The organism is Arthrobacter sp. 01N444, assembly GCF_056399305.1.
The window spans coordinates 144,167-162,401 of the sequence record NZ_JBFTRB010000001.1 but is presented as its reverse complement, the minus strand read 5'-3'; the positions used below and the strand labels follow the sequence as shown (position 1 = coordinate 162,401).

Annotated in this window: 14 protein-coding genes; 8 read left to right on the top strand and 6 right to left on the bottom strand. The window is 68.3% G+C overall.

Going from position 1 to position 18,235, the window contains the following annotated elements:
• The first annotated feature begins 329 nt into the window (after positions 1 to 329).
• The gene (locus tag AC1DKN_RS00735; protein ID WP_028276909.1) at positions 330 to 1,943 is read left to right on the top strand and encodes a peptide chain release factor 3; all 1,614 of its coding nucleotides are present in this window, start codon (positions 330 to 332) and stop codon (positions 1,941 to 1,943) included.
• Positions 1,944 to 2,115: 172 nt separating this feature from the next.
• Positions 2,116 to 3,474 (top strand): protein kinase domain-containing protein, encoded by a 1,359-nt coding sequence (locus AC1DKN_RS00730; RefSeq protein WP_476859583.1) that lies wholly within the window; start codon positions 2,116 to 2,118, stop codon positions 3,472 to 3,474.
• A 26-nt stretch (positions 3,475 to 3,500) separates the two neighbouring features.
• On the opposite strand, the gene AC1DKN_RS00725 is transcribed toward AC1DKN_RS00730, so the two are convergent.
• Positions 3,501 to 4,709, bottom strand: coding sequence for a PucR family transcriptional regulator (locus tag AC1DKN_RS00725; protein WP_476859499.1), 1,209 nt, complete (start codon positions 4,707 to 4,709; stop codon positions 3,501 to 3,503).
• 97 nt (positions 4,710 to 4,806) lie between these two features.
• Between AC1DKN_RS00725 and AC1DKN_RS00720 the strand changes: the two genes are divergently transcribed.
• Both AC1DKN_RS00720 and AC1DKN_RS00715 read left to right on the top strand, forming a co-directional pair.
• Complete coding sequence (locus tag AC1DKN_RS00720) at positions 4,807 to 5,886, top strand: ferredoxin reductase (RefSeq protein WP_028276907.1); 1,080 nt, start codon at positions 4,807 to 4,809, stop codon at positions 5,884 to 5,886.
• Between the two features lie 13 nt (positions 5,887 to 5,899).
• Positions 5,900 to 7,111, top strand: coding sequence for a fatty acid desaturase family protein (locus tag AC1DKN_RS00715; RefSeq protein WP_243178328.1), 1,212 nt, complete (start codon positions 5,900 to 5,902; stop codon positions 7,109 to 7,111).
• An 89-nt stretch (positions 7,112 to 7,200) separates the two neighbouring features.
• Here AC1DKN_RS00715 and AC1DKN_RS00710 read toward each other — a convergent pair whose 3' ends face one another.
• The 4 genes from AC1DKN_RS00710 to AC1DKN_RS00695 all read right to left on the bottom strand — a co-directional run bounded on the left by AC1DKN_RS00710 (position 7,201) and on the right by AC1DKN_RS00695 (position 12,724).
• Positions 7,201 to 7,773 carry a class I SAM-dependent methyltransferase gene (locus AC1DKN_RS00710; protein WP_476870196.1) on the bottom strand — a complete coding sequence of 191 codons (573 nt, stop codon included), beginning with the start codon at positions 7,771 to 7,773 and terminating at the stop codon, positions 7,201 to 7,203.
• Between the two features lie 79 nt (positions 7,774 to 7,852).
• A complete protein-coding gene (locus tag AC1DKN_RS00705) occupies positions 7,853 to 9,979 on the bottom strand; it encodes a copper-translocating P-type ATPase (RefSeq protein WP_476870195.1) in 2,127 nt (708 codons plus the stop codon).
• A 157-nt stretch (positions 9,980 to 10,136) separates the two neighbouring features.
• Positions 10,137 to 11,510, bottom strand: coding sequence for a DNA repair protein RadA (gene radA, locus AC1DKN_RS00700; RefSeq protein WP_476870194.1), 1,374 nt, complete (start codon positions 11,508 to 11,510; stop codon positions 10,137 to 10,139).
• A gap of 86 nt (positions 11,511 to 11,596) precedes the next feature.
• Positions 11,597 to 12,724: an FUSC family protein gene (locus AC1DKN_RS00695; RefSeq protein ID WP_230007454.1), complete on the bottom strand. Its 1,128-nt coding sequence runs from the start codon at positions 12,722 to 12,724 to the stop codon at positions 11,597 to 11,599.
• 282 nt (positions 12,725 to 13,006) lie between these two features.
• Here AC1DKN_RS00695 and pstS point away from each other — a divergent pair, with 282 nt between their 5' ends.
• The 4 genes from pstS to pstB all read left to right on the top strand — a co-directional run bounded on the left by pstS (position 13,007) and on the right by pstB (position 17,207).
• Positions 13,007 to 14,128 carry a phosphate ABC transporter substrate-binding protein PstS gene (gene pstS / locus AC1DKN_RS00690; protein WP_476849890.1) on the top strand — a complete coding sequence of 374 codons (1,122 nt, stop codon included), beginning with the start codon at positions 13,007 to 13,009 and terminating at the stop codon, positions 14,126 to 14,128.
• Between the two features lie 210 nt (positions 14,129 to 14,338).
• Positions 14,339 to 15,271 carry a phosphate ABC transporter permease subunit PstC gene (gene pstC, locus AC1DKN_RS00685; RefSeq protein WP_223914675.1) on the top strand — a complete coding sequence of 311 codons (933 nt, stop codon included), beginning with the start codon at positions 14,339 to 14,341 and terminating at the stop codon, positions 15,269 to 15,271.
• On the top strand, positions 15,272 to 16,381 hold the full coding sequence (gene pstA, locus AC1DKN_RS00680) for a phosphate ABC transporter permease PstA (RefSeq protein ID WP_476849889.1): 1,110 nt from the start codon (positions 15,272 to 15,274) through the stop codon (positions 16,379 to 16,381).
• Positions 16,382 to 16,427: 46 nt separating this feature from the next.
• On the top strand, positions 16,428 to 17,207 hold the full coding sequence (gene pstB, locus AC1DKN_RS00675) for a phosphate ABC transporter ATP-binding protein PstB (protein ID WP_018774898.1): 780 nt from the start codon (positions 16,428 to 16,430) through the stop codon (positions 17,205 to 17,207).
• Positions 17,208 to 17,218: 11 nt separating this feature from the next.
• Here the strand turns inward: pstB and AC1DKN_RS00670 are convergent, their stop codons facing one another.
• A complete protein-coding gene (locus tag AC1DKN_RS00670) occupies positions 17,219 to 18,235 on the bottom strand; it encodes an inorganic phosphate transporter (RefSeq protein WP_476859496.1) in 1,017 nt (338 codons plus the stop codon).

The window sequence follows — 18,235 nt, the reverse complement described above, 5'->3', positions numbered from 1 at the left end:
TCCAGGGTCTCCCGGCAGGATCAAAGTACTCAGTTCCCCGCTCTCCCCATGATAGGGGTAAAGCAAGGCCACTTCCGCACAGGCAAGCCCTAAAGTGGTCCATTGCGGCGTGCCGCCGCGGGCCTCCTGAAGGGCTGCCCCGGGCGCCGTCCGTGACGGCATTTTGGCGCCGCAAGGCCGCAGCTTCGTGCCCGGGCATCGCGCAGCTTCATGCGCGGTCCGGCCGCAGCTTCGACCGTGGTCCGCGGCCTGCGATAAACTTGGATCCTTGGGTGTACCGCGGGCTCTCCGCGCCGTGACCCGTCCACTGCCGCAGCGAAAGTAGCATCGTGTCTCAAGAAGTCCTCAGCCCCGCCCGAGTCCAGGAGATTCACAAGCAGGCGGCCCGGCGCCGGACTTTCGCGGTCATTTCGCACCCCGACGCCGGCAAATCCACCCTGACGGAGGCCCTGGCGCTGCACGCAAAGGTGATCGGCACGGCCGGCGCCTCCAGCGGAAAGGCCAACCGCAAGGAGACGGTCTCGGACTGGATGCAGATGGAAAAGGACCGCGGCATCTCCATCAGCTCTGCCGCTCTGCAGTTCGCCTACCGGGACACCGTCATCAACCTCCTGGACACCCCGGGCCACGCCGACTTCTCCGAGGACACCTACCGCGTGCTCGCGGCCGTGGACTGTGCCGTCATGCTGGTCGACGCAGCGAAGGGCCTGGAAACCCAGACCATGAAGCTCTTCGAGGTCTGCAAGCAGCGCAACCTGCCCATCATCACAGTCATCAACAAGTGGGACCGGCCCGGCCTGGACGCCCTGGCGCTGATGGACGAGATCACCGAGCGCACCGGCCTGCAGCCGATGCCGCTGACCTGGGCCGTTGGCATCTCCGGCGACTTCCGCGGCGTCTGGGACCTGCGCAACGACCGCTTCGCGCAGTTCAAGCGCAACAACGCCGGCGCCAACATCGCCCTCACCGAATACTTCACCCCCGACGAGGCCGCCGCCAGCCAGGGCGACGATTGGTCCAACGCAGTGGACGAGGCCGGGCTGGTCATCGAATCCAACCTGGCGTTCGACGTCGCGGCCTTCCACGCCGGCAAGGCGACGCCGATCCTGTTCAGCTCGGCCGCGCTGAACTTCGGCGTCAAGGAAATCCTCGACGCCCTCGTCGACTTCGCCCCGCCCGCTGCCCCGCGGCCCGACGTCGACGGCGACCCCCGCCCCGTGGATGCCCCGTTCGCCGGGTTCGTCTTCAAGGTCCAGGCCGGCATGAACAAGGCCCACCGCGACCACGTTGCCTTCATCCGTGTCTGCTCCGGCATGTTCGAGCGCGGCATGGTGGTCACCCAGACCCGGACGGGGAAATCCTTCGCCACCAAGTACGCCCAGCAGGTTTTCGGCCGCGAACGCGAGGTGATCGACGAGGCCTTCCCGGGCGATGTGGTGGGCCTCGTGAACGCCTCCTCCCTCCGGGTGGGGGACAGCCTGTTCCTGGACCAGCCCGTGGAGTTCCCGGCGATCCCGCTGTTCGCCCCGGAGCACTTCCAGGTGGCGCGCTCCAAGGACCCGAGCCGGTTCAAGCAGTTCCGCCGCGGCATCGAACAACTCGAGCACGAGGGTGTCATCCAGGTGCTCCGCTCCGACATCCGCGGTGACCAGGCGCCCGTTCTTGCCGCCGTCGGCCCCATGCAGTTCGAAGTGGTCGAGGACCGCATGGCGCACGACTTCAGCGCCCCGATGCGGCTGGAGCGGCTCCCGTATTCCATGGCCCGGATCTCGACCGCCGACGCCATGCCGGCGCTGGCCAACGTCCCCGGCGCCGAAGTCCTGTTGCGCTCCGACGGGGAATACCTGGCCCTGTTCAACGACGTCTGGGCCCTGCGCCGGATCGAAAAGAACCACCCTGACCTCACCCTGGTGCCGATCGGGACCCACAACCCCGCAAAATAGCCCAAGGCGGCGGACCGAAAGGGTCCCGGGAAGTCTTCCGGAATCCGGTTTCCGCGTTATGATAAGTAAGCTTGCTTATGGTGCGGGTGCCGGGATTTGTCCCGGCTTTGGACTGATCCGCCCGCTTCCAGCGGCGGCCCCATTAGAGGGACCACGTAGACCTTTGACAACCATGGACCCCGGTTTCCTGCTCAGCGGGCGCTACCGGATCGAAGAACTCATTGGCAGGGGCAGCCAATCGAGCGTGTACCGTGCCACGGACGAGGTCCTGGGGCGTGAAGTGGCAGTCAAACTCTTCCGCGACGGGACAGTGGACGAAGAGCGGACCCGCAGGCAGGCCGATGAAGTGCGGATCCTGGCGGGGATGGCCCACCACGCCCTCGTGACACTGTTCGACGCCGGCACGGACCTCAGTGACCCGACCCGCCGGCTCAGTTATCTGGTGATGGAACTCGTCCGCGGCCCCGACCTGCGCCGCCGCTCGGCCGAGGGTCCGCTGTCGGCGGCCCACATGGCGCTGATCGGACACGATCTCGCCGACGGTCTTGCGCACATCCACCACCACGGCATCATCCACCGGGACGTCAAGCCGGCCAACATCCTGCTCGTGGACTACAGCGTCGAGGACCGGCGCGCCCGCGCCAAACTCAGCGACTTCGGCGTGGCCATCACCATCCGCGAAGGCCACCACGGCGACCCCGATGACAGCTCCGGCACCCCGGCCTACCTCAGCCCTGAACAGGCTGCCGGCGAACCGGCAGGCCCCGCCAGCGACGTCTATTCGCTGGGGCTGGTCCTGCTGGAAGGCCTGACAGGGAAAATGGCCTATCCGGGCGCGCCGGTGCAGTCCGCCCTGGCCCGGCTGCTCCACGACCCGGACGTCCCCGAAGACATCGCGCCCATGTGGGCGGCCCTGCTGACCTCCATGCTGGACAGGGATCCGGCCGCCCGCCCGCCGGCCCGGGAAGTGTCCCTGGCCCTGCGCCAGGAAGTCATCAGCGGCACAGGACGCCGCCGCCGGGACCCGGCCGCGCTGTTGACCGACGAAGAAGGGCGCATGCGTGCGGTCGAGCGGTACCGGATCCTGGACACTCCCGCGGACGGCGTCTTTGACCGGATCGCGGCGCTGGCCGCACGCATGTTCTCGGTGCCCGTGGCGATTGTCAGTGTTGTGGACCATGACCGCATCTGGTTCAAGTCCCACCACGGCACGGATGTCACGGAAATCGGCCGGGACCCCGGATTGTGCGCCTCCGCCGTCCTGCAGGGCGATGCCTGGATTGTCCGGGACGCCGTCAACGATCCCCGGACGCTGGCCAACCCCCTCGTGGCAGGCGAGTTCGGCCTGCAGTTCTATGCCGGGGTGCCGCTGCGCACTCCGGACGGCTACAACCTGGGCACCTTCTGCATCCTGGACCGTGAGCCCCGCGAGTTCAGCGATGAGGACACTGCCGCGCTGGAGGACCTGGCGGCGCTCGTGATGCACGACCTGGAGCTGCGGCTCCACAGCCGGCGGGCGCTCGCCGGGTAACCTGCGGTCCGCCCGACGGGCTTGGCCTACCGCCGGCCGGCGTGCAGGGCCAGTTCGAGTTCGAAGCGCGCCGTTGGGTCCTCGAGGGCGTCGCCAAAGAGCTCGCGCAGCTGCGCTGCCCGGTAGCCCACGGTCTGCGGGTGGATCCCGAGCTCGGCGGCCACGGGCGCCCGCTGGCCCCAGTGGCGCAACCAGGAGAGCAGGGTTTCGGCGAGCCGGTCGCGCTGTGCGGGCCGGAGCCCTTCCAGCGGCGCGAGCCGGCGGTTGGCGAGTTCGGTGATCGCCGAGGGTTCTGCACCGAGAATCACCTGCGCCAAGTGCTCGTCGGCCCAGATCGGGGGGTCATCCGGTCCCTCCCGCGGAGGCAGTGCTGCGGCGGCCAGCACGGCCAGCCGCAGCGAATCCGGAACCCTCTCCCAGCCCCCGGCCGGTCCCACGGAAGCGCCGCGCCCCTTCAGGGCACGGTCCAGGTCGTCCCGGGCGGAGCGCGACATCCGCGCCGGCACCAGGGCGACAACATCGGTCTCGCGCTCAATCACAAGGGTGCCCGGGCCCAGGCGCAGCCGCAGCCCGGCCGCGCGGTCCAGCGGCAGCGTCACCACCGCCATGCGCTGGGGCAGGGACCAGTCCGCCATCGCCGCCGTCTGGCGCAGCGCCGCCTCGTCGGCCTGGCCGAGCAGGAGCAGGTCCAGCAGTTCGGTGCGCCGCCGGTCCACTGCTCCGGCCCGTTCGGACTGCTCAAAGGCGTAGGCCTCGGCGCTGACCGCTGACAGCTCATCGATGTACGCGAGGATCGATTCGCCCAGATCCACCACGACGCCCTGGCCCAGATGATGTTCCACTGAGACTTTGGACATCTCCCGGAACGTCACGCGGGCGCCCATCCGGTAGGCGCTCAGGAGCGCGTCCATGCTCCGCCCCTGCCGGAACTCGCCGCTGCCCAGCCCGGCCACCAGGTCCCGGCTTTCCTCGGACAGCGCCGGCAGCCGGGTCCCGGGCAGTTGCAGGAAGCGGTCCAGTGCCGCGGCCACGCCCCTGCGCAGCCCCCTGCCAAAGCGCCCCTCGATCGGCCTGGCGTACGCCGGGACGAGCTGCGGGACGGCTTCGATGATGGCCTCCACAATGCCGGGCATCCGCGGCCGCAGCATGTCGCTGACCTCCCGCGGCAGGGCCAGCCAAGGAGGATCGTAGGCGGGGGTGGGGCCGGCAGGCTCCCGGGCAGGGGATGTGTTCATGAACAGTCCGATGAGTTGTTGCGGCGGGATAGTTTTCTTGAGTCGATCGTATGCCTTGGGTGAAGAAGTATGGCGCAATCTGACATAAGCTTGATGAATGATCCGGCTCCGTAAGCTGGCGCGCGCCGCATCTCTACTGACCACCCCACTAGCTCCAGAAGACATTCTGTCGCTGTTCAATCCTGTGTTTTCCGCCCGCCAATTGCGCGGCGTAGTCACCAGGGTGGTTCCAGAAACGGCCGATTCCGCCACCATTTTCTTCCGTCCCGGCCGCGGCTGGCAAGCACATCTTGCCGGCCAGTGGGCCCGTATTGGCGTCGAGCTCGACGGTGTCCGCCACTGGCGGTCCTACTCGCTCAGCGCCCCCGCCGGACAGGACCCGGCAATCACCGTGACCGACATGGGCGCCGTCTCCGGGGCCCTCGTGCGCGGCACCAAGCCCGGCGACGTCCTGTTCCTGGCGCCCCCGCAGGGCGATTTCGTCCTGCCCGAGCATCCGCGGCCGCTGCTCATGCTCACGGCCGGCAGCGGGATCACCCCGGTGATGTCGATGATCCGCACGCTCGTTCCGCACCGCCCGGATTCGGACGTCGTCCTGATCCACACAGCCCGCACCGCCGCGGACACCATCTTCCGTGAAGAACTCGCCGAGCTCGCCGACCAGTTCCCCAACCTGCGCGTCACGCACTGGTTCACCGGTGAGAGCGGACGGCTGGACTTCACCTCGGCCGCCGACCTGGACCGGCTCTGCCCGGACTGGCGCCAGCGCGCCGCCTACGCATGCGGTCCGGAAGGGTTCCTCAACGACGCCGAGGCGCTGTGGGAGGCCGAAGCGGAGGACGCCCAGCAGGCCGCGGCCAGCTCGGGCACCCTGACCATCGAACGCTTCAGCACCAGCCTCGCCGGCGGCGCCGGGCACGACGGCGGCCTGGTCACCTTCGAGGCCTCCGACCGTGAAGTCGAGGCCGATGGCGACACCCCGCTGCTCGATGTCGGCGAGGACGCCGGCATCCTCATGCCCAGCGGCTGCCGGATGGGTATCTGCCACAGCTGCCTCATCCCGCTGCGGGCCGGCCACGTCCGTGACCTGCGCACCAACGAAGTGCACGGCGAGCCCGGCCAACTAATCCAGACGTGCGTGTCGGCAGCCGCCGGCCCCGTTAACCTCGACCTCTGAGGAGTATCACCGCATGACGATTGTTTCCAACAAACCGGACCTTTCCGACGCCGACACCCCCGCCACCAGCGGTTCAGCCGACACAGCGAAGGTCGTCACGGTCGCGAAGACGCGGCCCGGCGCCCTCGCCGAGACCGGCAGCCCGCTGCTGCGTCCGCCCGCGGCCGCCCACCTCTCCGACGAGCAGGTGGCGGAGCTGGGGCGCGAACTCGACGCCATCAAGGATGACATCCTCGCCAAGCGCGGGTCCGCCGATGCCGCCTACATCCGCCGCATGATCAAGATCCAGCGAGGCCTCGAGCTCTCCGGCCGTGCCCTGCTCCTTGTCAGCAAGAAGAAGCCCGCCTGGTTCGCCGGCACCGCGCTGCTGAGCTTCGCCAAGATCCTGGAAAACATGGAACTTGGGCACAACATCCTGCACGGGCAGTGGGACTGGATGCGGGACCCGGACATCCACTCCACCACCTGGGAATGGGACTTCGTCACCCCCGCGCGCTCCTGGCAGCACACCCACAACGATCTCCACCACCGCTGGACAAATGTGGTCGGCAAGGACAACGACATCGGATACAACCTGCTGCGGATGGATCCGGACCAGAAATGGACGCCCTTCAACCTGGGCAACCCGCTGTACAACGCGCTGCTGGCACCGGTCTTCGAGTGGGGCATCGCGATCTACGACCTCGAACTGGTGGACTACAAAGAGGGCCGGAAGTCCAAGGAAGCCCTGACCAAGGACCTGAAGGCCCTCGGCCGCAAGGCACTGACGCAGTTCACCAAGGACTACGCCGCCACTCCCGCCGTCGCCATGCTGACCGGTTCCGGCAAGCAGGCCCTCTACGGCACGCTGACCGCCAACGCCGTCCGCAACGTGTGGGCGCACGCAGTGATCTTCTGCGGCCACTTCCCCGAAGGCACCGACACCTTCACCGAGGAAATGGTAGAGGGCGAGACCCGCGGTGACTGGTATGTGCGGCAGATGATCGGCTCGGCCAACATCTCCGGCTCCAAGTTCATGCACCTCATGACCGGCAACCTCTCGCACCAGATTGAGCACCACCTGTTCCCGGACCTGCCCTCGAACCGCTACGCGGAGGTGCAGCCGAAGGTGCAGGAGATCTGCAAGCGCTACGGACTGCCGTACACCACGGGTCCGCTGCTGAAGCAGGTCGGCTCCACGTGGGCGAAGATCTTCAAGCTGGCCCTGCCGCCCAAGAAGGCCTAGCAAATCCAGGCCGGCTCAGCCGGAGCGAAATCATGAGAGGGGTGTCTGCCATCGGGGCAGGCGCCCCTCTTCGTTGTGCCGGGGCGGGGTCAGGATTTGCCCGCCATGCCGAGGACGTGGGCCAGCCGCGGATTGCCGGGAAGCACCGAAAAGCCGAAGCGCTCGATGCCCTGCACGCTCAGGCCTGCCGCGGCGATCATGGCTGCGGTGTCACGGTTCGGGTGGCATCCGCCTGCCATCCGGCCCCACAGCGGTGTGAGCAGGTCTTCGGCGGCCCCCAACAGGCGGTGCGCTGAGCGGACATGTTCGTAGAACAGCAGCAGGCCGCCGGGGCGCAGGACCCGGACCACCTCCGCCAGGGCGAGGGGCGGGTCCGCCACGCTGCAAAGCACCAAACTGGAGACGACGACGTCGGCCGAGTCATCCGCCGCCGGCAGCGCTTCCGCCACGCCGTCCCTCACCGTGACGGGCACAGGCGCCTTGCCGGCGGCGGCGAGGGCCAGCGCACGGAGCGTGGGGTCCGGTTCGAGGGCCAGCACGCCGGACACCGTGGAAGGGTAGAACGGGAAGGTGGCCCCGTAGCCCGCCCCGATTTCGATGACGAAGCCGTGCGCCGGCGCGACGAGCCGGCGGCGGTGCTCTGCTGCGCCGCGGGCGTCCATCCGCGGACCCACCCGGGCATACGATCTCCCGAATGATGACTCACGGCGGGTGGTTTCCGGCATCGGGGCCTCCGCCAGCTCAGCTGACCGCGGCCGGGTTGAGCTTGAGCCTGCGCAGCAACTGGGCGTTCAGGGCAACCACAATGGTCGACGCCGACATCATCACGGCGCCCGCCGCGGGGGACAGGACAATTCCGGCGAAGGCGAGGACACCGGCAGCCAGCGGCACCGAGATGATGTTGTATCCGGTGGCCCACACGAGGTTTTGCCACATCTTCCGGTAGCTCGCCCTGGAAAGATCGAGCATTGACAGCACAGCCCGCGGATCGTTGCCGGCCAGGACCACGCCGGCAGATTCCACGGCCACGTCCGTGCCGCCGCCAATCGCGATCCCCACCTCCGCCCGTGCCAGCGCGGGGGAGTCGTTGACGCCGTCGCCCACCATGGCCACCTTCAGCCCGCGGCCCTGGAGCTCCGCCACTTTCTTGTCCTTGTCGGCGGGGAGCACCTCGGCGAACACTTCGTCGATGCCGAGCTCGGCGGCGACGGCGTGCGCCACCTGCCGGGCGTCGCCGGTGACCATGGCCACCTTGATGCCGCGTGCCTGCAGGGCCCGGACGGCCTGGCGGGACTCGGGCCGTACAGCGTCCTCGAGGCTGACAGCACCCAGGACCCTGCCGCCGTCCACGACATGGAGCACCGCTGCGCCGCGCTCCAGCCAGGTGCCGGTCGTGGCGGCCAACTCCGGCGGCTCCTGCAGACCCAGCTCCCGGAGCAGGGCCGGACCGCCCACCTGGACCGTGCGGCCATCGACCGTGGCGCGGACCCCGCGGCCGGTCAGCGACGTGAACCCGTCCGCCGTCGGAAGCTTCAGTCCCCGTTCCCGGGCGGCGGCAACGATTGAGCGGGCCAGGGGATGTTCGCTGTCGGCCTCCACGGCGGCCGCGAGTGCCAGCACCGTATCCTGCGCGGCGTCTTGGCCGGTCGTTCCCGCGTCTGCGGCGGCGACTTCCTTGAGTTCCGGTTCGCCCCTGGTCAGGGTTCCGGTCTTGTCGAACAGCACGACATCGACTGTCCGCATGCGCTCCAGCGCCATCCGGTTCTTGATCAGGACGCCCGCCCGGGCGGCGCGCTCGGTGGAAATGGCGATGACGAGCGGGATGGCAAGGCCGAGGGCGTGGGGGCAGGCGATTACCAGGACCGTCACGGTGCGGGTGACCGCGTCTCCTATGCTGCCCATCAGGGTCCAGAAGATGAACGTCAGGACGCCGGTGCCGGCCGCGAAGTAGAAGAGGAATGCCGCAGCCCGGTCGGCCAGGGCCTGGGCCCGGGAGGAGGACGCCTGCGCCTCGGCCACGAGGCGCCGGATCCCGGCGAGGGCCGTGTCCTCGCCGATGGCCGACACCCGGACCCGCACGGAGTTGTCAGTGGCGATGGTTCCGGCCACCACGGGATCCCCAGGGGCCCGCAGGACGGTTTTTGATTCGCCCGTGATCATGGATTCGTCGAATTCGGCCTGCCCGCCGCTGACGGTGCCGTCGGCCGGCATCCGGCCGCCGGGGCGGACCAGGATGGTGTCCCCGGCGCGGAGTTCGGCGAGGCTGACGGTCTCCGTGCCGGCTGCCGTGACGCGTTCCGCTTCGTCGGGCAGCAGCGCCGCCAGGGCATCCAGCGCACCCTGCGCCGAGCCGAGGGCGCGCATCTCGATCCAGTGGCCCAGCAGCATGATGGGGACCAGCAGCGCCAGCTCCCACCAGAAGTCGAGATCGAAACCGCCGATGCCGAGGCTGGTCACCCACGAGGCGATAAAGGCGACGCTGATGGCCATGGCAATCAGCAGCATCATCCCCGGTTTTCGCGTCTTCAGTTCATTGAGTCCGCCCTTGAGGAACGGACGGCCGCCGTAGAGGTAGATCGCCGTGCCGAACACCGGCGGGATCCACGCTGAGCCGGGGAAGGCGGGAGGAGCGTAGCCCAGGAGTTCCGCGAACATGGGGCTGAAGAAGACCACCGGCACGGCCAGGGCCAGTGACAGCCAGAACCTGTCCCTGAACATCGCGACGCTGTGCCCGGCATGCTGGCCGTGGCTGTGTACCGTGTGCTCATCCGCGGCGGAGCCCACGGCATGGTTGCCGTGCGGCGTCCCGCCCGGGCTGTGGTTCCCGAGGCCCTGGTCCGCGCCGGGGCTGCTGTGCCGGTGTTCCATGGTGTGTGCTCCTGACGGATGCTCAGTCATCTGCGGCTACGCCAAACATACCCCCGGGGGGTATCTTTGGCAAGAGGGCATTTCCAGCCTCAGCGGACCTCGATAACGCCCATCATCCCGAGGTCCCAGACCACCAGACCACCCGGCATTTGCGGCGTCAGCTGATCAGCAGTCCCAGGGCCTCGGCCAGGTGGCCGACCTCGCGGACCGAGAAGCCCGCCGGAACCGGTCCGTGCCCGTTGGGGCTGGCCGGTACCACGGCATGGGTGAAGCCGAGCCGGTGCGCCTCCTGGATGCGCTGGTTGATGCCGGGCACCGGGCGGACTTCGCCCGCCAGGCCCACCTCGCCGAAGGCTATGAGCCGCTGGGGGAGCGGCTTCCTGGCCTTGGCCGAGGCCACCGCCAGGGCCACGGCGAGGTCCGTGGCGGGTTCGCTGAGCTTGACCCCGCCGACCGTTGCCACGTATGAGTCGTCCTTGTTCAGCAGGCAGCCGGCGCGCTGCTGCAGGACGGCCAGCAGCATCGCGACGCGCGAGCTGTCGAGCCCGCTGGTGGCGCGGCGGGGCTGGGAGCTGGCGCTCTCGGCGAGCAGCGCCTGCACCTCGGCCAGCAGCGGCCGGCGGCCCTCCAGCGTGACCGTGATGCAGGTTCCCGAAACGGGCTCCTTGGTCCGGGAGACGAACAGCCCACTGGGATCGGCGAGGCCCTCGATGCCGTCCTCGTTTAAATCGAAGCAGCCGACGTCGTCGGTGGGTCCGTAGCGGTTCTTGACCGCGCGCAGCAGCCGCAGCCGCGAGTGCCTTTCGCCTTCGAACTGGCAAACGACGTCCACGAGGTGTTCCAGCAGCCGGGGCCCGGCGATGGAGCCGTCCTTGGTCACGTGCCCGACCAGCAGCGTGGTCATGTTGCGGCGCTTGGCCGCGGCGATCAGGGACGCCGCCACCTCGCGCACCTGGGACACGCCGCCGGCGCTGCCCTCGACGTCGGCGCTGCTGAGGGTCTGCACGGAGTCCACCACCAGCAGGCGCGGCTCCAGCTTCTCCACCTGCCCCAGGGCCTGCCCCAGGTCAGTTTCGGCGGACAGGTACAGGGATTCGGCGACGGCGTCGATCCGGTCCGCGCGGAGCTTGACCTGGGCCGCGGATTCCTCACCGGTGATGTAGAGGACGTCCTGCGCCGTGCGGGCGAATTTGGCCGCAACGTCCAGCAGCAGCGTCGACTTGCCCACCCCGGGCTCGCCCGCCAGCAGGATCACGGCGCCTGGCACCAGCCCGCCGCCGAGCACACGGTCGAGTTCATCCACGCCGGTGGGCAGGAAAGCGGCGGTAGTGGCGTCGACGTCGGCGATCCGGCGGGCCGGTTCCAGGACCGTCGTGGCCGCCGTCGTCCGGGCGACGGCGGTGCCGGTCTCCTCCACGCTGCCCCACGCCTGGCACTCGCCGCAGCGGCCCACCCACTTGGCCGCCGTCCAGCCGCATTCGGCGCATTTATAGCCGGGCACCTTCGGCCCCCGGGAAGTCTTCGTAGCCATTGGTCCACACTATCGGGGGCCAGCGACAACAAGCGCGCCGGCGGCGGGCCAGCGACAACAAGCGCGCCGTGCGCCAGCTGCAGCAGCTACAGCGGTGGCAGGATGTCCCGGGCTTCCTTGGAATCCAGCCCGGCGGCCTCGAGCAGGTCCACCATGAGCGGGCGGAACAACATGACCACCGTTTCGCCCTCCAGCCGCTGGACGTCCAGTATCCGCGGATGCAGCCGGACGGCGATCTCGCGCAGCTCCGAGCGTGCTGTCCGCAGGTGGGCGCGGCGGGCGCCGTCGTGGACTTCCGCCAGGCCGAGCGAGAGTTCGTCGACGGCGGCGGCCGTCTCCTGCAGGACCTCGGCGATGTTCTGGGTGGCCTCGTCCGAGAGCGCCGCATGGTTGATGGCGCTGGTCAGGCGGCGCGCAAAGACCCGGCTGTTGCGCAGCGCAAGATCGATGTAGTCCAGCGACTGCTCCATCTGGTCCAGCTCGTCCCGGTGCCGCCGGTAGGCTGGGGCCAGGGTTGCCACTTCGCCGGAGGCACGCAGCGACTGGCGCATGGCGTCGACGAGCGGCTGGCAGTTCCGGCCCCGGATGAGGGCATGCCAGGCCTGGGTGGAATCGCTGTAGCTCAGCGCCGAGGCGCATTCCCGCAGCACCTCGGCGAGCTCGTGCAGGAGCTTCTTGACGTCGCTGCGGGGTTCACGCCGCGGATCCTTGGGAACGAGCACGGTCATCAGCAGCGCGAACACTCCGCCCACCACGGCGTCGATGCTGCGGGTGAACGGGCCCCCGATCGGTGCGGGCAGGAGCACCACGAGGACCGACTGCAGGCCCAGTTGCGTCGTGAAAATCGTCCCGCTGTCCAGGAACCTGGCCAGCAGGATGGAGAAAAGGAGCACGACGGCGGCCTGCCAGATTCCGGAGCCCAGCCAGTGCAGCAGCAGGTCTCCGACCACGATTCCGAGCGTGCAGCCCAAGCCCACCTCGATGACGCGGCGCAGTCTGGGGTCGCGGGAAAAACCGAGCGCAATAAGGGATGACGTGGCCGCAAACAACGGCCCGCTGTGGCCCAGGACGTATTCTGCGAAAGCGTAAGCGCCCACGGCGCAAGTGGTCATCTGGATGGCCGGGCCCAGGGAGTTCCGGCTCCGGACAAAGCCGGTGCGGACCCGGCCGCGCAGGAATCGTGCGCTTGCGGAGAGTCCAGTCGCGGAGGCCATGCCCTCCAGTCTATTTGCTGCGCCGGGACGGCCGGCACGGCAGGACGCGGCACGGGCCGCGGGCCGCGGGCACTGTGTGGCTGATACGACTGTGACGCACAGAACACAATGGCGGCCCGGCATATGTAAGCCAATAGTCCCGCGTCGTTCACCGGCCGTTCACTTTGGTCCGCAATTCTCTTCACCTGGGCCACTTACGGTCGGTAAAGGTACAAACCCGTACGCATCCCTGCGGGCCTTCTCCAGGCCCGGCACTCACAGCCCTGGAAGGGGTACAACTCAGTGAAGGCTCTCCGCTTCGGCCGCAACGCGGCTATCGCTGTAATCGCCGTCGGCGCACTTGCGCTGACCGCCTGCGGTTCGGACAACGCAACCAACACGGCCCAGACCGCGGCGCCGTCCGCCTCGGGTCCCGCGGTCACCGGCACCCTGACCGGCATCGGTTCTTCCGCCCAGGGCGCAGCCATGGATGTCTGGAAGACCAACTTCGCTACCGCGAACCAGGGCGCAACTGTGCAGTACTCCCCGGACGGTTCCGGCGCCGGACGCAAGGCGATCCTCGACGGCTCGGCCCAGTTCGCCGGCTCCGATGCCTACCTCAAGGATGACGAACTCGCCAGCTCCAAGGAAAAGTGTGGTCCCGACGGAGCCATTGACATTCCGGTCTACATTTCCCCGATCGCCGTCGCCTTCAACGTCCCTGGCATCACGGACCTGAAGCTCGACGCCGCCACCGTCGCAAAGATCTTCCGCGGCGAGGTCGCCAACTGGAATGACCCCGCCATCGCGGCCATGAACCCGGGCGTCCAGCTGCCGGACCTCAAGGTCACACCGGTGAACCGCTCCGATGACTCGGGCACCACCACCAACTTCACCGACTACCTGTCCGCCGTAGCCCCCTCCGTGTGGACCGACAAGGCAGCCGGCGTCTGGCCCGCCAGCCTGAAGGGCGAGAACGCCAAGGGCACCTCCGGCGTCGTCAAGACTGTCACCGACACCCCCGGCGCCGTGACCTACGCCGACGACTCCGCTGTCAGCGGCAAGCTCGGCACCGCGCAGATCAAGGTCGGCGACTCCTTCACGAAGATCTCCGCCGAGGCAGCTTCCAAGGCAGTCGACCAGGGCAAGCCGGTCGAGGGCCGCAACGCCAACGACCTCGCCATCAAGCTGGACCGCACCACCACGGTCGCGGGTGCCTACCCGATCGTCCTGGTGTCCTACCACATCGTCTGCACCAGCTACGACACGCAGGCCACCGCTGACCTGGTCAAGGCCTTCGTCAAGTACGCCGCCTCCGACGCGGGCCAGCAGGCCGCCGCCGACGCCGCCAAGTCGGCGCCGCTGTCCAAGACCCTCCAGGACAAGGCCATGGCTGCCGTCGACTCCGTCAAGGCCAAGGCCTAGGGATACGCTGCGCCGCGAGGCGAAGTGGAAAAAGGCATAGTGGAAACACAGGCCTGATCGAGGTTCCCTGCATCATGGCGGCCGTCACCGGCGGCCGCCATGGAGCAGGGAACTGACGCGTTTGTTCCATACATCAAGATTTGCCGGGCACCGGCCGCGGAGGCCTCCGCACCCGGCGCCCGGATCCCATCCAAACCGAAGGACCGTGAAGTGACCACCACCTCCCTGACCAAGTCCCGGGGCGCAGGCCACGCCGGTGACAAAGTCTTTTCCGCAGCCACCTTGGCAGCAGGGTGTTTGATCCTCGTCGTGCTCTTCGGCGTGGCACTGTTTCTCGTGATCCAGGCGCTCCCCGCCCTCGTGGCTCCGGCGGACAAGATCCAGGGCGGCGAAGGATTCTTCACCTACATCTGGCCGCTCGTCATCGGCACCCTCATCGCCTCGGTGATCGCTCTCGTGATCGCGACGCCGATCGCGATCGGCGTCGCGCTGTTCATTTCGCACTTCGCGCCGCGTAAGCTCGCCTCCGGCCTGGGTTACGTGATTGACCTCCTCGCCGCCATCCCGTCCGTGGTCTACGGCGCCTGGGGCGTCGCGTTCCTGGCCAAGGAAATCTCGCCGTCGTACAACTGGCTGGCCGAGAACATGGGCTGGCTGCCGATCTTCCAGGGCCCCGCTTCCGCCACCGGCAAGACCATCCTGACGGCCGGTATCGTGCTCGCCGTCATGGTCCTGCCGATCATCACCTCCCTGACCCGCGAAATCTTCCTGCAGACCCCCAAGCTGCACGAAGAGGCCGCGCTGGCGCTCGGGGCCACCCGCTGGGAGATGATCCGGATGACCGTGCTGCCGTTCGGCCGGCCGGGAATCATCAGCGCCGTGATGCTGGGACTGGGCCGGGCCCTCGGCGAGACCATGGCCGTCGCGCTGGTGCTGTCCTCCGGAGCCCTGACCGCCAGCCTGATCCAGACCGGCAACCAGACCATCGCCGCCGAAATCGCCCTGAACTTCCCCGAGGCCAGTGGGCTCAAGGTCAGCACGCTGATCGCCGCGGGCCTGGTGCTGTTCGTCATTACCCTCGGAGTGAACATGATTGCCCGGGGAATCATCAGCCGGCACAAAGAATTCTCGGGAGCCAACTAAATGACCTCCACCCTGACTCCGGTACGCAAGCGCTCGGCGCTGACCAGGGGCCAACTGCCCAAGGCCGCGCCGTACATCGTCCTGGCCGTTGCCTTGATCCTCGGCGCCGCGATCCTCGCGCTGATCGGCTTCAATGCCTTCGGCTGGGGAATCGTCTCCGCCATCCTCTTCGCCGCCGGCCTGGTGGGCTGGAGCCTTATTGTGGAAGGCGCCCGCAAAGCCAAGGACAAGCTGGCCACCTGCCTGGTTGTGGGGGCCTTCCTGGTTGCCCTGCTGCCCCTGTTCTCGGTGATCTGGACCGTGCTGATCAATGGGCTCCCCGGGCTCCTGGATCCCGGTTTCCTCACCACCTCCATGAACGGTGTCACCGGCGCCTTTGACAACAAGACGGTCGAGGAAGGTGCCCCCCTGCTGGGCGGCATCTACCACGCGCTCATGGGCACCTTGCTGATCACGGTGCTCGCCACCCTCATCTCGGTCCCCGTGGGCCTGCTGACCGCGATCTACCTCGTGGAATACGGCGAGGACCGCGCACTGGCCCGGGCCATCACCTTCTTCGTGGACGTCATGACCGGCATCCCCTCGATTGTCGCCGGCCTGTTCGCCGCCGCCGCGTTCTTCGCGGTGGTCGGCCCGGGCACCAAGACCGGCGCCGTCGCCGCCGTCGCACTGTCGGTACTGATGATCCCGGTGGTGGTCCGCTCCAGCGAGGAAATGCTCAAGATCGTGCCCAACGAACTCCGCGAGGCCGCCTACGCCCTCGGCGTCCGCAAGTGGCGGACCATCCTCAAGGTGGTCCTCCCGACGGCGATCTCCGGCATCGCGTCCGGCATCACCCTGGCGATCGCCCGCGTGATCGGCGAAACCGCGCCGATTCTGGTCACCGCCGGATTCGCGACCACCATCAACACCAACGTGTTCAGCGGCTGGATGGCCTCGCTGCCGACCTTCATCTACACCCAGATCCTGAACCCCACCTCGCCGTCCAACCCGGATCCGTCCTCCCAACGGGCTTGGGGGGCGGCCCTGGTGCTCATCATCCTGGTGATGCTGCTCAACCTCGGCGCCCGCCTGATTGCCCGCATCTTCGCCCCCAAGACAGGCCGCTAGGCCATCCGCGCCCGCCGCCCCTACCTCCAGCAAGTGAAGGAACACCATGTCTAAGCGCATCGACGTCAAGGACCTGAACGTCTACTACAGCAAATTCCTGGCCGTCGAAGGCGTCAACATCAACATCGACGCCAAGTCCGTCACGGCCTTCATCGGCCCCTCGGGCTGCGGCAAGTCCACCTTCCTGCGCACCCTGAACCGCATGCACGAGGTCATTCCCGGTGCGAGGGTTGAGGGCGAAGTGCTGCTGGACGGGGACAACCTGTACGGCCCCGGCGTCGATCCGGTCACCGTCCGGTCCCAGATCGGCATGGTGTTCCAGCGCCCCAACCCGTTCCCCACCATGTCCATCCGGGACAACGTGCTGGCCGGCGTGAAGCTGAACAACACGAAGATCTCCAAGGGCGAGGCCGATGTCCTGGTGGAGCGGTCCCTGCAGGGGGCCAACCTCTGGAACGAGGTCAAGGACCGTCTGGCCAAGCCCGGCTCCGGGCTCTCCGGCGGCCAGCAGCAGCGCCTGTGCATTGCGCGCGCGATTGCCGTTGAACCCCAGGTGATCCTCATGGACGAGCCCTGCTCCGCCCTGGACCCGATCTCGACGCTGGCCATTGAGGACCTCATCAACGAGCTCAAGGACCAGTACACGGTGGTGATCGTGACGCACAACATGCAGCAGGCGGCCCGCGTGTCGGACAAGACGGCCTTCTTCAACATTGCCGGCACCGGCAAGCCGGGCAAGCTGATCGAGTTCGGCGACACCCCCACGATCTTCAGCAACCCGACCGAGAAGGCCACCGAGGACTACGTCTCCGGCCGCTTCGGATAACCAACCGAGTCCTACAGGCCGGCCACCGTCGATAGCGCCAACTGCAGGACGAACGCGGCGGCGGCGGTGACAACCGGGGTCGCTACCCAGAACACCAGGATGCGGATCACCAGCCGCCGGTCGGTGCCCGGGAAACTCTGGTTGGCGCCGGCGCCAAGGGTTGCCGCCGTCACCGTGTGCGTGGTGGAGACGGGCCAGTGCAGCCCGATCGCGCCCACCAGCAGCATCACCGCGCTGTACATCTGCGCGACGAATCCGCGCAGGGGATCGACCCGGGTCAGCCGGTAGCCGATGGTGTAGGAAATCCGCCACCCGCCCGCGAGGGTTCCCGCCGACAGCAAGACGGCCGTCAGCAGGGCCACCCACGCCGGCACTGAACCGCCGTCGGAGAGCCCGGCCGCCAGCAGCGCCAGGATCACCACCGCGCTGGTGCGTTGGCCGTCCTGCAGCCCGTGCCCGAAGGCGACGGCGCCCGCGGCAATGGCCTGGGCCCGCCGGGAGCGGGTGTTGACGACATTGGGCGGCGTGTACCTGGCCGCCCAGCCCGCGGGCCAGACCAGCAGGAACGACCCCGCATAGGCGATCACCGGTGAGATCAGCAGCGGGAGCACCACCTGGGACAGGAGCGAGGCGTCAACGCCCATGACGGGGTTTCCGCCGACGGCGACGCTGGCGACCCCCGCCCCGGCGAGCCCGCCGACCAAGGCATGGGTGGAGGACGAGGGGATGCCGCGCCACCACAAGTAGACGCCCCAGAGGATGGCGCTCAGCAGCGCGGCCAGCAGAATCGTCAGGCCGTTTGTGCCCGGCGGCAGCGACAGCCACGCCTGGCTGACGGCCAGCGCCAGGGCGGCGCTCAGCCCGGCGCCGATGAAGTTGAACAGGCTGGCCAGAATCACCGCCACTGTTGGGGTCAGCGCGCGCGTCCGCACGGCCAGCGCCACCGACGAGGACGCGTCCCTGAACCCGTTGAGGAATGCAAAGGCCCCGGCGCAGAGCAGCACCAGGGCAAGGAAGAAGAGCACCAC

Excerpts from the sequence above, each read along its gene's own strand:
- AC1DKN_RS00725 (WP_476859499.1), bottom strand. The coding sequence starts at position 4,709 with ATGAACACATCCCCTGCCCGGGAGCCTGCCGGCCCCACCCCCGCCTAC.
- pstB (WP_018774898.1), top strand. The coding sequence starts at position 16,428 with ATGTCTAAGCGCATCGACGTCAAGGACCTGAACGTCTACTACAGCAAA.
- AC1DKN_RS00730 (WP_476859583.1), top strand. The coding sequence starts at position 2,116 with ATGGACCCCGGTTTCCTGCTCAGCGGGCGCTACCGGATCGAAGAACTC.
- AC1DKN_RS00715 (WP_243178328.1), top strand. The coding sequence starts at position 5,900 with ATGACGATTGTTTCCAACAAACCGGACCTTTCCGACGCCGACACCCCC.
- AC1DKN_RS00720 (WP_028276907.1), top strand. The coding sequence starts at position 4,807 with ATGATCCGGCTCCGTAAGCTGGCGCGCGCCGCATCTCTACTGACCACC.
- AC1DKN_RS00695 (WP_230007454.1), bottom strand. The coding sequence starts at position 12,724 with ATGGCCTCCGCGACTGGACTCTCCGCAAGCGCACGATTCCTGCGCGGC.
- radA (WP_476870194.1), bottom strand. The coding sequence starts at position 11,510 with ATGGCTACGAAGACTTCCCGGGGGCCGAAGGTGCCCGGCTATAAATGC.
- pstA (WP_476849889.1), top strand. The coding sequence starts at position 15,272 with ATGACCTCCACCCTGACTCCGGTACGCAAGCGCTCGGCGCTGACCAGG.
- AC1DKN_RS00705 (WP_476870195.1), bottom strand. The coding sequence starts at position 9,979 with ATGGAACACCGGCACAGCAGCCCCGGCGCGGACCAGGGCCTCGGGAAC.
- AC1DKN_RS00710 (WP_476870196.1), bottom strand. The coding sequence starts at position 7,773 with ATGGACGCCCGCGGCGCAGCAGAGCACCGCCGCCGGCTCGTCGCGCCG.